Origin of the sequence: Pantoea sp. MBD-2R, from assembly GCF_039134845.1 — a bacterium.
Classification (GTDB): domain Bacteria; phylum Pseudomonadota; class Gammaproteobacteria; order Enterobacterales; family Enterobacteriaceae; genus Erwinia.
In genome coordinates this window covers 739,251-754,961 of the sequence record NZ_CP152417.1, presented here as the reverse complement: position 1 = coordinate 754,961, position 15,711 = coordinate 739,251, and the positions used below count along the sequence as shown (strand labels likewise).

The window sequence follows — 15,711 nt, the reverse complement described above, 5'->3', positions numbered from 1 at the left end:
TCCTTATTGGCGCGTTTACGGGCAAAATTAGCGATCCTGTCCGCCGGCACCCTGGCGGCGCTGGCGGATCGCGTTAAGATAAGCGGGCTGTTTGCTGCCGATAAACATTTCCACCCGGCTGAAGCTGGTTGATAAATGCCCTTCTTTCGTTCGCTCCCTGCTCAGCCATAGTGCACACCATTCAGCCTTCTTTGAATAAAGCCTTCTCTTTCAGAGCATTAACGTTATGGCACAGCTTTTGCTCATCTAATCCCATCTTGTATACCAGATGGGATTCAACCTATGGCTTTCACCACCGGCTTTACCCTGAACGACTGGCAACAACACTATCAACAGCATCCGGATGATGTGCTGGCTACGCTCTCTTCGCTGCTGGCTGAATTATCGACCGATGACAACGCCTGGCTCTATCTCGCCTCACCCGCACAGCTCCGCGCGCAGGTCGAGCCGCTGCTGGCGGCATGGCGGCAGGATCCCGCTGCACTGCCGCTGTTTGGCGTGCCTTTTGCGGTAAAAGACAATATTGACGTTGCGGGCTGGCCTACCACCGCGGCCTGTCCGGCATTCATTCATCAAGCCGCTGTCGATGCTACCGTCGTTGCCAGGCTGAAAGCGGCCGGGGCCGTGGTGGTTGGCAAAACCAATCTCGATCAGTTCGCTACCGGCCTGGTCGGCACCCGATCTCCATTTGGCCCGGTGCAAAACACCTTTAATCCTGACTATGTTAGCGGCGGTTCCAGCTCCGGCTCGGCCTCCGTCACCGCTCGCGGCCTGGTGGGCTTTGCGCTCGGGACGGATACGGCAGGATCGGGCCGCGTTCCGGCCGGATTTAATAATATCGTTGGCCTCAAACCGACCAAAGGGTGGCTGTCTGCGACCGGCGTGGTGCCTGCCTGCCGTCTGAACGACACCATTTCCATCTTTGCGCTGACCGTGGAGGATGCTTTCCAGATCGCGAGCTGCGCCGGCGGTTATGACGCCAGCGACGCTTATTCACGCGTCAATCCAGGCTGTGCACCGGCGGCCTTATCTGCCACGCCAAAACTGGCCGTTCCCGCTAACCCGGAATTCTTTAGTGATACTCAGGCTGAAGCCGCATGGGAAAAATCACTGACGGCGCTGCAAGCCTGCGGCGCAACGCTGCATCCCATTGATTTCTCATTATTCCACCAGCTGGCCGACCAGCTGTACAACGGTCCCTGGGTTGCCGAACGCACGGTGGCCGTTGGCGGCATGCTGGAACGGCCCGATGAGATGGATCCGGTGGTTTATAGCATTGTCGCCAAAGGCTTGCAGTACAGCGCCGTCGAAGCCTACAAAGCCGAGTATCTGCGCGCTGAGCTAAGCCGTCAGATCGCCCAAACCCTCAGTCAGTTCGATGCGCTGGTGGTACCCACCTCTCCTACTATCCATACCATTAATGAGATGAAACAGGAGCCGGTGCGATACAACTCGCAGTTCGGCACCTATACCAATTTCACCAACCTTGCTGATTTGTCGGCGCTGGCGCTGCCTGGCCCTTTCCGGGAAGAGGGACTGCCTGCCGGGATCACCCTGATTGCGCCCGCCTGGTACGATCGGGCGCTGGCGACTTTTGGTCAGCGCTGGCAGGCCAGCCTGGCGCTACCGCTGGGCGCGACGCAGAAGCCACAGCCTGCCACACACGCCGCGCTTCCCGCTTCGCCTCTTCACGTCCGCGTCGCCGTTGTCGGTGCCCATCTGACCGGCATGCCGCTTAACCACCAGCTCACCTCACGAGACGCGGTGCGGGTGGAGGAAACGCTTACGGCCGGCTGCTATCGCCTCTATGCCCTGGCGAACACCCATCCGCCCAAGCCTGGCCTGGCAAAAGCGGCTTCAGGCGCGTCGATTATCGTCGAGTTATGGGATATCCCGCTGGCCCGCTTTGGCGAATTTGTGGCGGAAATCCCTGCGCCATTAGGGATCGGTACGCTGGAACTGGCGGATGGCCGTCAGGTAAAGGGCTTTATCTGTGAGCCTGCGGTGCTGGCGCAGGCAAGAGATATCACCGAGTTTGGTGGCTGGCGCAACTGGTTGAACCGCAAGGAGATCCCTCATGTTTAATACCGTTCTTATCGCTAACCGCGGTGAAATTGCCTGTCGCGCTATCCGTACGCTGAAGCGTCTTGGCATCACCAGCGTGGCGGTATTTTCCGAGGCGGATAAAAACGCACAACACGTTAAAGATGCGGATATCGCCCTGTCGCTGGGCGGCGAAAAAGCCGCCGACAGCTATTTGCGCATTGATAAGATTCTCGCAGCGGCGCAGAAGAGCGGCGCGCAGGCTATCTGGCCGGGCTACGGCTTTCTTTCCGAAAGCCTGCCCTTTGCCGAAGCCTGTGAAAACGCCGGCATCGTCTTCGTTGGACCAACCGCGCAGCAGATTGGCGAATTCGGCCTGAAGCATCGTGCCCGCGAGCTGGCCGCCGCGGCTGGCGTACCGATGACGCAAGGTACCCCTCTGCTGGCCTCGCTGGAAGAGGCACTGAGCGCCGCAGCGGAAATCGGCTATCCGGTGATGTTAAAAAGCACCGCGGGCGGCGGTGGCATTGGCCTCACCCGCTGTGCCGACCAGCAAACCCTGCGTGACGCGTGGGAAAACGTGCGCCGCCTTGGCGAACAGTTTTTTAGCGACGCGGGCGTATTCCTTGAACGTTATATCGACCGGGCGCGCCACGTAGAAGTGCAAATTTTTGGCGACGGTAAAGGCAAGGTTATCGCGCTGGGTGAACGTGACTGCTCTTTACAGCGCCGTAATCAGAAAGTCGTGGAAGAAACGCCCGCGCCAGGCCTGACGCCGGAAACCCGTGCGGCACTGCTGGCTTCGGCGGTCAAGCTGGGCGAGCTGGTCAACTACCGCAGCGCCGGCACCGTTGAATATATTTATGATGCCGGCCGCAACGAATTCTTTTTTCTCGAGGTGAATACTCGCCTCCAGGTGGAACACCCGGTCACGGAATGCGTGACGGGGCTGGATTTGGTGGAGTGCATGCTGCGCGTGGCGGCGGGAGAAGAGCCAAACTGGGCGCAAATGACGCAGAAGCCACAGGGCGCAGCAATTGAAGTGCGTCTCTACGCCGAAGATCCGCTGAAGCACTTTCAGCCCAGCCCCGGCGTACTGACCGAAGTTTGCTTCCCCGAAGGCGTGCGGGTTGATGGCTGGGTTTCGACCGGCACCGACGTCTCCGCCTTCTACGATCCGATGATTGCCAAGCTGATCGTGCACGCGGAGAATCGCGAAGCGGCGCTGGCAAAATTGCGCGATGCGCTCAATGAAACCCGGCTGCACGGCATTGCGACCAATCTCGATTACCTGCGGCAAATCGTGGCGACCGACGCCTTCACGCATGGCGACGTATGGACGCGCTGGCTGGACGACTTCACGCCAGCGGCACAGGTGATTGAGGTGATTCAGCCCGGCACCTGGAGCAGCATTCAGGATTATCCGGGCCGCCTCGGCTACTGGGACATTGGCGTCCCGCCTTCCGGCCCGATGGACGATTTCGCCTTTCGCCTGGCTAACCGCATTGTCGGCAACGCCGAAGAAGCGGCCGGGCTGGAGTTTACGCTGCAAGGCCCGACCCTACGCTTTCACAGCGATACGGTGATTGCGCTGACCGGCGCAGAGTGCCCGGCCACGCTGGATGAGGTCTCGCTGGCGTACTGGCAGCCGGTTGAGGTGAAAGCCGGTCAGACGCTGACGCTGGGCCGCGCGCAGAAAGGTTGCCGAACCTATCTGGCCGTGCGCAACGGTTTTGACGTGCCTGAATATCTTGGCAGCCGTTCAACGTTTGCGCTGGGGCAGTTTGGCGGTCACGCCGGGCGCACGCTGCGCGTGGCGGATATGCTGGCCATCTCCCAACCTACTCTGGCGGCCTGCACCACGCCCGCGCCGGTTAGTGAACCTCAAATACCCGATGCGGCGCTGATCCCCGTTTACGGTGACGAATGGCAGATTGGCGTGCTGTATGGCCCCCACGGCGCGCCGGATTTCTTCACGCAGGCATCCATTGATGAATTCTTTGCCAGCGAATGGCAGGTTCACTACAACTCTAACCGGCTGGGCGTACGGCTGGTGGGGCCAAAACCCACCTGGACGCGGCCGGATGGCGGTGAGGCGGGGCTGCATCCTTCTAACGTTCACGACTGTGAATACGCCATTGGCGCGGTAAATTTCACCGGTGATTTCCCGGTAATTCTTACCCGTGATGGGCCGAGCCTTGGCGGCTTTGTCTGCCCGGTGACGATTGCCAAAGCCGAACTATGGAAGGTGGGCCAGGTGAAACCCGGCGACCGGATCCGCTTTCATCCCATCAGCTTTGACGATGCGCTGGCGCTGGAAAACGCCCAGCAGGAGAGCGTGAAAAGCCTGCGCGCGACAGCGGAGCCCACCTTTACGGTTACGTCACTGGCCGCAACAGCCAATGGTTCGGCCACCGTGCTGGCAGCCATCAACGCCACGCCCCTGACGCCAACCGCCGTTTACCGACAGGCGGGTGACAACTATATCCTGCTGGAATATGGCGACAACGTGCTGGATCTGGCGCTGCGCCTGCGCGTGCACCTGCTGATGGTGGCGATACGGGAAACCGGCCAGCCCGGCATTGAAGAACTTTCACCCGGCGTGCGTTCACTGCAAATTCGTTACGACAGCCGGCTTGTCAGCCAGAAACAGTTACTCAGCCTGCTACTGGGGCTGGAGAAAAAGCTGGGCGATGTCAGTCAGATGAGAGTGCCGTCACGCGTGGTGCATCTGCCGATGGCGTTTGAAGACAGTGCCACGCTGGGTGCCGTTGAGCGCTATCAGCAAACCGTTCGCGCCAGCGCCCCATGGCTGCCAAATAACGTCGATTTTATCCAGCGCATTAACGGCCTGAGCACGCGCGAAGAAGTGCGCCAGACGCTGTTTGATGCCAGCTACCTGATCCTCGGCCTGGGCGATGTCTATTTGGGTGCACCCTGCGCGGTACCCATCGATCCCCGCCATCGCTTAATGAGTTCCAAATACAATCCGGCCCGCACCTTTACCGCTGAAGGCACCGTCGGTATTGGCGGCATGTACATGTGTATTTACGGCATGGATTCGCCGGGCGGCTATCAGCTGGTGGGCCGTACGCTGCCCATCTGGAACAAGTTTCTGAAAAACGCCCAGTTCGCAGCCAGCGAACCCTGGCTGCTGCGCTTCTTCGATCAGGTGCGTTTCTATCCGGTGAGTGAAGCTGAACTGGACGTGCTGCGCGACGATTTCCGCGAAGGTCGCGCCACCATCACGATTGAAGAAACGATTTTCGATTTCGCCGAACACACCCGCTTCCTGCACGACAACGCCGCTTCCATCGCCGAATTCCGTGAAAAACAGGCCAGCGCTTTCGCCGTAGAGGCCGCGCTGTGGGCGCAGGAGGAAGAAGGCGCACCGCTAACCGGTGAAGAGAATCTGTGCCTGGAGGAAGAGGAAGATGGCCTGCTGCCCATCAGTGCCGATCTTAACGGCAATATCTGGAAAATCCTCGTGCAGCCAGGCGACGAGGTGACGGTGGGGCAACCGGTGATCATCGTGGAAGCAATGAAAATGGAACTGACGATTACCGCGACGCAGGCCGGCAGAGTGAAACGCCTCGGCTGCCAGTCGGGACGCCCGGTCCGTCCGGGCGACACGCTGCTGTGGCTGGAATAGAGAGGCGATGATGGCGGAGCGACAGAGAACACAACGGCCGGAAGCGCTGGCGGAAAAGGTCTATCAGACGATCAAAAACGACATTTTCGATTTTCGCCTGATGCCGGGCGATCGCTTCAGCGAAAGCGAAATCGCCGCGCGTTTTGACGTCAGCCGCACGCCGGTACGCCAGGCGCTGTTCCGGCTGGAGCGCGAAGGCTATGTCGAAGTGTGGTTTCGCAGCGGCTGGCAGATCTGCCCATTCGACTTCGCCCACTTCGAAGATCTGTATGACTTACGCATTGTGCTGGAGCGTGAAGCGGTGCGCCGCCTCTGCTCGCTGCCATCGGATCAGACCCGCGAGCTGTTAAGCGATACGTGCAGTTTCTGGCTGGAAGCGCCCCGGCTGGAGGACGGCAAAACGGTATCGCTGCATGACGAAGCCTTTCACATCGCCCTGGTGACCGCCGCGGGCAACCGTGAAATGGCCCGTATTCATCGCGAACTGACCGAAAAAATTCGCATCATCCGTCGTCTTGATTTCACCCGTAACGATCGTATCGAGGCGACTTATCAGGAACACGCCGACATCCTTCAGACGGTATTACAACAACAAAGCGAGGAGGCCCAGCAAAAGCTGACAGCCCATATTGCGGTCAGTAAAGCCGAAGTCCGTAAAATTACGCTGCATATGCTGCAACAGGCACGAGCGCCGGAACAACCATCCTGATTTCATTACTTTAGAGGTTCACCAGATGAAAAGACGTTCACTGCTGAAGGCTTTTGCGCTTTCTGCGACGGTTGTGAGTATGGGTTTTGCATGGGGTGCACAGGCCGCTGACACCATTAAAGTCGGCATTCTTTCTTCGCTTTCCGGCACCATGGCGATTTCGGAAACGCCGCTAAAAGATGTGGCATTAATGACCATTGATGAGATCAACGCCAACGGTGGCGTACTGGGCAAAAAACTCCAGCCGGTGGTGGTCGATCCCGCATCTAACTGGCCGCTGTTTGCAGAAAAAGCCCGTCAGTTACTGACGCAGGACAAAGCGGCGGTAGTCTTTGGCTGCTGGACATCCGTTTCCCGTAAATCGGTGCTGCCGGTCTTCGAAGAGTTGAACGGCCTGCTGTTCTATCCGGTGCAGTATGAAGGCGAAGAGATGTCCCCAAACGTCTTTTACACGGGTGCCGCGCCTAATCAGCAGGCGATCCCCGCCGTGGAATATCTGATGAGCGAAGATGGCGGCAGCGCAAAACGTTTCTTCCTGCTGGGAACGGACTATGTCTATCCGCGCACCACCAATAAAATTCTGCGCGCGTTCCTGCACTCAAAGGGTATTAAAGACAGCGACATTGAAGAGGTCTACACGCCGTTTGGCTACAGCGATTATCAGACCATTGTCGCCAACATTAAAAAATTCTCCGCTGGCGGTAAAACGGCGGTGATCTCCACCATCAACGGCGACTCCAACGTGCCGTTCTACAAAGAGTTGGCGAATCAGGGTATTAAAGCGACCGACGTGCCGGTTGTTGCCTTCTCGGTGGGCGAAGAGGAGTTGCGCGGCATTGATACCAAACCGCTGGTGGGGAACCTGGCGGCATGGAACTACTTCGAATCGGTTGATAACCCGGCTAACAAGAAATTTGTCGCCGACTATCGGGCTTACGCGAAAGCGCACAAGCTGCCAAATGCGGATTCGGCCGTCACCAACGATCCGATGGAAGCGACTTATGTCGGCATCCATATGTGGGCGCAGGCGGTAGAAAAAGCCGGGACGACCGACGTTGATAAGGTGCGCAAAGCGATGGCTGGACAAACCTTTAACGCGCCCGATGGCTTTACGCTGACCATGGATCAGAGCAACCACCATCTGCACAAACCGGTGATGATTGGCGAGATCGAAGACAACGGGCAGTTTAACGTGGTCTGGCAGACCGATAAGCCAGTCCGTGCCCAGCCATGGAGCCCGTTTATTGCTGGCAATGATAAGAAGCCAGATAGCCCTGTGAAATCAACGCAGTAATCAGACCTTAAGCGCGCCCGGAGCAAAACATTACCGGCCATGGACGGCCCGTCAAGAGCAGCCATGAATGGCTGAGTACGGGGCATATCCTCAGGAACGAGCTTCTTCGTCCTGATTTCTGAACCTCAATGCACAGGTATTGCGATGAAAAACCGTCAACTGTTCACGCTACTCCTTACGCTGTGCCTGCTGCTGCCATGGGTAGCGTCCGCCGGACCTGCGGCAGATTTTGCTGCCGCCAGCCGGACGGAGCAGGTTAAGTTGCTACAAAGCTGGGCCGCCGCGCCGGAGGCGGCCCGCCTGCCCTTTCTCACCGCGCTGCGCCAGGAAAACGTCGTGCTGGATGAAAACAAACAGCCGTTCAGCCTGCATGACGGCACGCTGACGCCGCTCGACGCTGCCACTCAACCCACTGGCAGCACGAAAAAACTGTTTATGAATAACCGCCTGCGCGTGCTGATCGCCACGACGCTGGCCGCTCACCAGTTAGTGAGCAACAACGTTGCTGTGCGGCTTGCGGCGGCCCATCAGCTGCAAAACGAGGCGCAGGCCGACCAGCTGCCGCTACTCAGCCGCAGGCTGGCGGCGGAAAAGGATGCCGATGTGCACGCGGTGCTCGTTCAGGCCGTTGCGGGTCTGCAAATCAGCGATCCCGCCGCTGCGGTTCGTTTGCAGGCGGTAAAACTGCTCGGCGAAACTAGCGATCCACAAACGCAGGCGGCGCTGGAGCGCCTTACTCAGCCGCAAAACGAACCGGATGCCAGCGTGCGGGCAGCAGCGACTGAAGGCCTGCAACAGATCCGCCACCGCCTGATGCTGGGGGATTTGCTCGGCCAGGCTTTTTCTGGCCTGTCGCTGGGTTCGGTGCTGCTGCTTGCCGCGCTGGGACTGGCGATCACCTATGGCCTGCTGGAGGTGATCAATATGGCGCATGGCGAAATGCTGATGCTGGGTGCCTACGCTACGTGGATGGTACAAACGCTGTTTCAGCGCGTCGCGCCGGAGTGGCTGGCCTTTTACCCGCTGCTGGCGCTGCCGGTGGCTTTTTTTGTCACCGCCGCCATCGGCATGGCGCTGGAACGTACTATCGTGCGCCACCTGTATGGTCGCCCGCTGGAAACGCTGCTGGCAACCTGGGGGATCAGCCTGATGCTGATCCAGCTGGTGCGGGTGCTGTTCGGCACGCAAAACCTGGAAGTGGCGAATCCGCCGTGGCTCTCGGGCGGCATGCAGGTGCTGCCTAACCTGGTGCTGCCTTATAACCGCATCGCGGTGATCCTGTTCGTGTTTGGCGTGCTGATCCTCACCTGGCTGCTGCTGAACAAAACGCGTCTGGGAATGAACGTACGGGCGGTCACGCAAAACCGCGCGATGGCCGACTGCTGCGGCGTGCCTACCGGCCGCGTCGATATGCTGGCGTTCGGGCTGGGTTCCGGGATAGCGGGCTTGGGCGGCGTGGCGCTGTCGCAGCTCGGCAACGTCGGCCCGGAACTCGGTCAGGGCTACATTATCGACTCGTTTCTGGTGGTTGTGACCGGCGGCGTTGGCCAGCTGGCTGGCACCGTGGTGGCCGCTTTCGGCCTCGGCATCCTCAATAAAATCCTTGAACCGCAAATCGGTGCCGTGCTGGGCAAAATCCTGCTGCTGGCGCTGATCGTGCTGTTTATCCAGAAACGGCCACAGGGACTGTTTGCCTTTAAAGGCAGGGTAATCGACTGATGACGCAACCTGTAACGCTTACACTCACCCGCAAAGCGCCGCGCCTCAGTATTGCTGTCGGCGCGCTGGCGACGATCGCACTGCTGCTGTTGCCTTTTCTGGCGCTGCTGCCTGCCGATCACCCGCTGGCGCTTTCCACCTATACGCTGACGCTGGTCGGTAAAATTCTCTGTTACGCCATTGTCGCCGTGGCGCTGGATCTGGTCTGGGGCTACGCCGGCCTGCTGTCGCTGGGCCATGGCCTGTTTTTCGCGCTCGGCGGTTACGCGATGGGCATGTATTTGATGCGCCAGGCCGCTGGCGATGCCCTGCCCGCCTTTATGTCGTTTTTATCATGGAATAAGCTGCCGTGGTTCTGGGCAGGCACGCAGCATTTTGCCTGGGCGCTGTGCCTGATTGTGCTGGTGCCGGGCCTGCTGGCGCTGGTGTTCGGCTGGTTTACCTTCCGCTCAAAAATCAAAGGCGTCTATTTCTCGATCATGACCCAGGCACTGACCTGGGCGGGCATGCTGCTGTTTTTCCGCAACGAAACCGGTTTTGGCGGCAACAACGGCTTTACCGGCTTCACCACGCTGCTTGGCTTTCCCGTTACCGCCACCAGTACGCGCATCGGCCTGTTTGTGGCCACGGTACTGCTGCTGGCGGCCAGCCTTGCTATTGGCTTTGCACTGGCCCGCAGCAAATTCGGCCGCGTGCTGACCGCCGTGCGTGATGCGGAAAACCGGCTGATGTTCTGCGGCTACGATCCGAAAGGCTTCAAGCTGTTTGTCTGGACGCTGTCGGCGGTGCTGTGCGGGCTGGCAGGTGCGCTGTACGTGCCGCAGGTGGGCATTATTAATCCCAGTGAGATGTCGCCAACCAACTCGATTGAAGCGGCAATCTGGGTGGCATTAGGCGGTCGCGGCACGCTGATTGGGCCGCTGCTCGGTGCCGGGATCGTCAACGGTGCCAAGAGCTGGTTTACCGTCGCCTTTCCCGAATACTGGCTGTTTTTCCTGGGTTTGATGTTTATCCTCGTGACGCTGTTTCTGCCGCGTGGCGTGGTCGGTCTGCTGCGCCGGAGGAAACATGACTGATCAACTTTTTACCCAGCCTCACCTTGCGGATCGCCATCGTCAGCAAACCGATCCGGTATTGCTGCTGGAGAATATTAACGTCTCGTTTGATGGTTTTCAGGCGCTGACCAACCTGTCGCTGCACATCGGCGTGGGCGAATTACGCTGCATCATCGGCCCCAACGGGGCGGGAAAAACCACGTTAATGGATGTGATTACCGGCAAAACCCGACCGGATAGCGGTCGCGTTTTTTACGATCAGAGCACCGATCTCACTACCCTTTCACCCGTGGAAATCGCCCGGATTGGCATTGGCAGAAAATTCCAGAAGCCGACCGTTTTTGAAGCGCTTACGGTGTTTGAAAACCTGGAGATTGCGCTGAAAACTGATAAATCCGTCTGGGCCTGTCTGCGCAGCAGGCTAAACGGAGAACAGCGCGATCGCATTGATGACGTGCTGAAACTGCTGCGTCTGGGGGCCGATCGCTACCGGCCTGCGGGATTGCTCTCGCACGGCCAGAAGCAGTTTTTAGAGATCGGCATGCTGCTGGTGCAGGATCCGCATCTGCTGCTGCTGGATGAACCCGCGGCGGGCATGACCGACGCGGAAACAGAATACACCGCCGAGCTGTTTCGTAGCCTGGCCGGTCAGCATTCGTTGATGGTGGTCGAGCATGATATGGGCTTTGTGGAAACCATTGCCGATCGCGTAACGGTTCTGCATCAGGGGCAGGTTCTGGCGGAAGGATCGCTGCGCCAGGTGCAGGCTAACGAGCAGGTTATCGACGTTTATCTGGGGCGCTAAGATGTTACAGGTATCTGAACTGAATCAATATTACGGCGGCAGCCATATTCTTCGCGGCCTCTCTTTTGAGGCGAAGCCCGGCGAGATCACCTGCCTGCTTGGCCGTAACGGCGTGGGCAAAACCACCTTGCTGAAATGCCTGATGGGTCTGATCCCGGTAAAATCCGGCACCATCCGCTGGCAGGAGCAGATTATCAACGGCCGCAAACCTCACCAGCGCGTACAGGCGGGCATCGCTTACGTTCCGCAAGGCCGGGAGATTTTTCCACGCCTGACGGTCGAAGAAAACCTGATGATGGGGCTCTCCCGCTTTTCCGGCGCTAAAGCGAAACAGGTGCCGGAAGAGATCTACCAGCTGTTTCCCGTGTTACAGGAGATGAAACAGCGCCGGGGCGGCGATTTGTCCGGCGGCCAGCAGCAGCAGCTGGCGATTGGCCGCGCGCTGGCTTGTAAACCGCAGCTGCTGATCCTTGATGAACCGACTGAAGGGATCCAGCCTTCGGTGATCAAAGAAATCGGTGCGGTGATCCGTCAGCTTTCTCAGCGCGGTGATATGGCGATCCTGCTGGTAGAGCAGTTTTACGATTTTGCCGCCGAACTGGCCGACAGCTATTTGGTTATGTCGCGCGGCGAGATCGTACAGCGTGGCCGTGGAGAAACAATGGAAGGCGATGGCGTGCGCGGGCTGGTGGCGATTTAGCAACCGGTTTGCGGGCCTTTCTCAATGCAGGTAAGATTAAGCTCTGCCTGCCGATCTCTTCGCAACTTATTCAAATATGAGTTTTTTTAGGGTGCACAGCGGCGTTGAAAATGACCAACTCAGGAAACCGACCATGGAAACCCGCCGCGTTGAGCGTTTAAAAAAACTGGCGCTGGCGCTGAAGCGCACCGACAAGATCCACCTGAAGGAAGCAGCCTCGTTACTGGGCGTTTCTGAAATGACTATCCGTCGTGATATCAGCGAACATCCTTCAGCGGTGGTATTACTCGGCGGCTATCTGGTCAGCGATCCAAAAACGACCCAGCAACACTATTTTGTGTCCGATCAACAGACGCATAATATTGAAAAAAAACGGCGGCTGGGTCAGCTGGCCGCTTCCCTGATCCAAAAGGACGATACGGTCTTTTTTGACTGCGGCACCACCATGCCGTGGATCATCGACGCCATCGATAACCAGCTGCCCTTTATCGCTATCTGCTGCGCGGTAAATACTTTCCTGGCGCTGAAAGAGAAACCCCACTGCAAGGTGATCCTCAACGGCGGTGAGTACCATGCCGACAATGCGATTTTCACGCCGCTTGGGCCTGGCTCGGTCATGGATAATCTCTGCCCGGCCAAAGCGTTTATTTCTGCCGCAGGCGTAGATATTGAGCAGGGCGCGACCTGTTTCAACCTGAATGAACTGCCGATGAAGCACCAGGCAATGCAACGCGCAAGCACCACTTTTCTGGTAGCCGACAGCAGCAAATTCGGCAAAGTGCTGCCTGCACGAATCGGCGAACTCAGCCTGTTTAGCAGCTTAATTAGCGACGAGCCCGCCCCAAAAACGCTGGCGCAGCGGCTGCAACAGCTGGGTGTAGCGCATTACTCGCCCTGAACCCGGTCATAAAGCCACCTTCCTTTGTGGCAAACCGCACAACTGACGGGCGCTGGCCCTAAAGATACGCGGGTACGGCTGTGATTACCGGGGGAAACCAGCTAAACTTCGTGATCTGAGTGGGCAGCGAATGCCCCGGTTACTACACAGACACCAAGAGGCTCATCCTAACGTGGCTCAATTCGTCTATAGCATGCATCGCGTCGGCAAAGTGGTTCCGCCGAAGCGTCATATTCTGAAAAATATCTCCCTGAGCTTTTTCCCGGGCGCGAAAATCGGCGTACTGGGCTTAAATGGCGCAGGTAAATCCACCCTGCTGCGCATCATGGCCGGTATCGATAAAGATATCGAAGGAGAAGCGCGTCCGCAGCCCGGCATTAAAATCGGCTACCTCGAGCAGGAACCGAAGCTTAACCTCGAGCAGACCGTGCGTGAATCGGTGGAAGAAGCCGTGAGCGAAGTGGTCGGCGCGCTGAAACGTCTGGACGAAGTGTACGCACTGTACGCGGAAGAAGACGCTGACTTCGACAAGCTGGCCAAAGAACAGGGCGTGCTGGAAGAGATTATCCAGGCGCACGACGGTCACAACCTGAACACGCAGCTGGAACGCGCCGCCGATGCGCTGCGTCTGCCGGACTGGGATGCCAAAATTGCAAATCTGTCCGGTGGTGAACGCCGCCGCGTCGCGCTGTGCCGCCTGCTGCTGGAAAAACCAGACATGCTGCTGCTGGACGAACCGACCAACCACCTGGATGCTGAATCCGTGGCCTGGCTGGAACGCTTCCTGCACGACTTCGAAGGCACCGTTGTGGCGATTACCCACGACCGTTACTTCCTGGACAACGTAGCGGGCTGGATCCTTGAGCTGGACCGTGGTGAAGGGATTCCGTGGGAAGGTAACTACTCTTCCTGGCTGGAGCAGAAAGACGCGCGTCTGGCGCAGGAAGCCTCAAGCGAAGCCGCTCGTCGTAAATCGATTGAGAAAGAGCTGGAGTGGGTGCGCAAAGGCGCTAAAGGTCAGCAGTCTAAAGGCAAGGCCCGTCTGGCACGCTTTGAAGAGCTGAACAACAGCGATTACCAGAAGCGTAACGAGACCAACGAACTCTTTATTCCACCAGGGGCTCGTCTGGGCGATAAAGTGCTGGAAGTCAGCAACCTGCGTAAATCTTACGGCGATCGCCTGCTGATTGACGATCTCTCTTTCTCCGTACCAAAAGGGGCTATCGTCGGCATCATCGGTCCGAACGGCGCGGGTAAATCCACGCTGTTCCGCATGATGTCCGGTCAGGAACAGCCTGATTCCGGCGAGATCGTGCTGGGCGAGACGGTGAAACTGGCTTCGGTCGATCAGTTCCGCGACAGCATGGATAATGCCAAAACCGTGTGGGAAGAAGTTTCCGGCGGCCAGGACATCATGCGCATCGGCAATACTGAAATGCCAAGCCGCGCCTACGTTGGACGCTTTAACTTTAAAGGCGTCGATCAGGGCAAACGCGTAGGCGAACTGTCCGGCGGTGAGCGCGGTCGTCTGCATCTGGCTAAGCTGCTACAGGTTGGCGGCAACATGCTGCTGCTGGATGAACCGACCAACGACCTGGATATCGAAACCCTGCGCGCGCTGGAAAACGCCCTGCTGGAGTTCCCGGGCTGCGCGATGGTTATCTCGCATGACCGCTGGTTCCTGGACCGTATTGCCACGCACATTCTGGATTATCAGGATGAAGGCAAGATCGAGTTCTTTGAAGGTAACTTTACCGAATACGAAGAGTATAAGAAGCGGACGCTGGGTGCAGAAGCACTTGAGCCAAAACGCATCAAGTACAAGCGTATGACCAAGTAAGATGATGATTAAGGGCGGAGAAATCCGCCCTTTTTTATAACTACTGATAAAACTCGCGAAACACCGGTGACGTGAGCGCATATTCAACAAACCGCGTCAGCGCGGGCGAGTTAAGTTTGCGGCTGGGATAAACAAGCCACAGCTCGTTACCTGCCACCTTCCATTCCGGTAAGACCTCCACCAGCTCACCCGACGCCAGTAATTCATCGCATAAAAAACGCGGCAGCAACGTGATGCCTGCCCCCTGAAGCGCACATTCGCGCGCATAGACCAAATTGTCGGTCATATGAATCAGCGGCAGCAGCCAGCGGTAATACTCTTCCTCTTTTTTCAGCAACCATTCGTTCCACGCCTGATGAGCAATGCAGCGATGCTCTGCCAGCTGCTGAGGATGTTCGATTGCGCCGAACTGCGCCAGATAGTCCGGTGACGCCACCAGCAAACGATCGCAGTAGCCAATGCGTCTGCCGATCAGCGACGAATCCTGCGGCTGTCCGGTACGCAGGGCAATATCGTAACCCTCCTGCACGATGTCACGCAGCTGGTCAGAAACCGAGACCTCCAGCGTCACGCCTGGATATACTTGTTGAAAAGCCGTGTTAAAACGCGCCAGCAGCGTGGCGCCGATCCCGGCCGGTGAAGTGATGCGCAAACGGCCGCTGGGGTTATCCCGCAGCCGTTCGATCGCCGTTGTTGCGCGCTCGCTGGCCTGCAACATTTCCTGGCAATGCACCAGATAGCGCTCACCAGCAAACGTCAGATTGAGCTGGCGGGTTGTGCGATTAATCAGACGCAGTCCCAGCATCTGTTCAAGCTGGCTGATACGCTGACTGACGCTGGACTTGGGCAGCCCCGCGCGTTTGGCTGCCCCGGTAAAACTGCCGCATTCGGCCACCATGGCAAAGAGGGCCATATCCTGCAGCTGTTTAAACATTATTGTTCACCTGAAACGAACGCTTCGTTAGTAATTGTACGGCTTATCATTAGCCTGCTTAG

Annotated in this window: 11 protein-coding genes; 10 read left to right on the top strand and 1 reads right to left on the bottom strand. The window is 58.1% G+C overall.

Annotated features, from left to right (window positions below; all coding sequences use genetic code 11):
* Positions 1–282 precede the first annotated feature (282 nt).
* The 10 genes from atzF to ettA all read left to right on the top strand — a co-directional run bounded on the left by atzF (position 283) and on the right by ettA (position 14,715).
* Positions 283–2,085, top strand: a complete 1,803-nt coding sequence (atzF, locus tag AAGQ96_RS03425) for an allophanate hydrolase (RefSeq protein ID WP_342754852.1) — start codon at positions 283–285, stop codon at positions 2,083–2,085.
* A complete protein-coding gene (gene uca, locus AAGQ96_RS03420) occupies positions 2,078–5,695 on the top strand; it encodes an urea carboxylase (protein WP_342754851.1) in 3,618 nt (1,205 codons plus the stop codon). Before atzF ends, uca begins: the two co-directional genes overlap by 8 nt.
* A 7-nt stretch (positions 5,696–5,702) precedes the next feature.
* Entirely contained in the window at positions 5,703–6,404 is a 702-nt protein-coding gene (locus tag AAGQ96_RS03415; protein ID WP_147195055.1) for a GntR family transcriptional regulator, read from the top strand.
* Between the two features lie 25 nt (positions 6,405–6,429).
* On the top strand, positions 6,430–7,698 hold the full coding sequence (gene urtA / locus AAGQ96_RS03410; protein ID WP_147195053.1) for an urea ABC transporter substrate-binding protein: 1,269 nt from the start codon (positions 6,430–6,432) through the stop codon (positions 7,696–7,698).
* 144 nt (positions 7,699–7,842) lie between these two features.
* The gene (gene urtB, locus AAGQ96_RS03405) at positions 7,843–9,417 is read left to right on the top strand and encodes an urea ABC transporter permease subunit UrtB (protein WP_342754850.1); all 1,575 of its coding nucleotides are present in this window, start codon (positions 7,843–7,845) and stop codon (positions 9,415–9,417) included.
* A complete protein-coding gene (gene urtC / locus AAGQ96_RS03400) occupies positions 9,417–10,493 on the top strand; it encodes an urea ABC transporter permease subunit UrtC (protein ID WP_147195049.1) in 1,077 nt (358 codons plus the stop codon). The genes urtB and urtC overlap by 1 nt, the downstream gene beginning before the upstream one ends.
* Positions 10,486–11,277, top strand: a complete 792-nt coding sequence (urtD, locus tag AAGQ96_RS03395; RefSeq protein WP_147195047.1) for an urea ABC transporter ATP-binding protein UrtD — start codon at positions 10,486–10,488, stop codon at positions 11,275–11,277. Before urtC ends, urtD begins: the two co-directional genes overlap by 8 nt.
* A gap of 1 nt (position 11,278) precedes the next feature.
* Positions 11,279–11,977, top strand: a complete 699-nt coding sequence (urtE, locus tag AAGQ96_RS03390; RefSeq protein ID WP_342754849.1) for an urea ABC transporter ATP-binding subunit UrtE — start codon at positions 11,279–11,281, stop codon at positions 11,975–11,977.
* 133 nt (positions 11,978–12,110) lie between these two features.
* The gene (deoR, locus tag AAGQ96_RS03385) at positions 12,111–12,875 is read left to right on the top strand and encodes a DNA-binding transcriptional repressor DeoR (protein WP_147195041.1); all 765 of its coding nucleotides are present in this window, start codon (positions 12,111–12,113) and stop codon (positions 12,873–12,875) included.
* A 172-nt stretch (positions 12,876–13,047) separates the two neighbouring features.
* The gene (ettA, locus tag AAGQ96_RS03380; protein WP_147195039.1) at positions 13,048–14,715 is read left to right on the top strand and encodes an energy-dependent translational throttle protein EttA; all 1,668 of its coding nucleotides are present in this window, start codon (positions 13,048–13,050) and stop codon (positions 14,713–14,715) included.
* A gap of 40 nt (positions 14,716–14,755) precedes the next feature.
* Here the strand turns inward: ettA and AAGQ96_RS03375 are convergent, their stop codons facing one another.
* Positions 14,756–15,652, bottom strand: coding sequence for a LysR family transcriptional regulator (locus AAGQ96_RS03375; protein WP_147195036.1), 897 nt, complete (start codon positions 15,650–15,652; stop codon positions 14,756–14,758).
* Between the last annotated feature and the right edge of the window lie 59 nt (positions 15,653–15,711).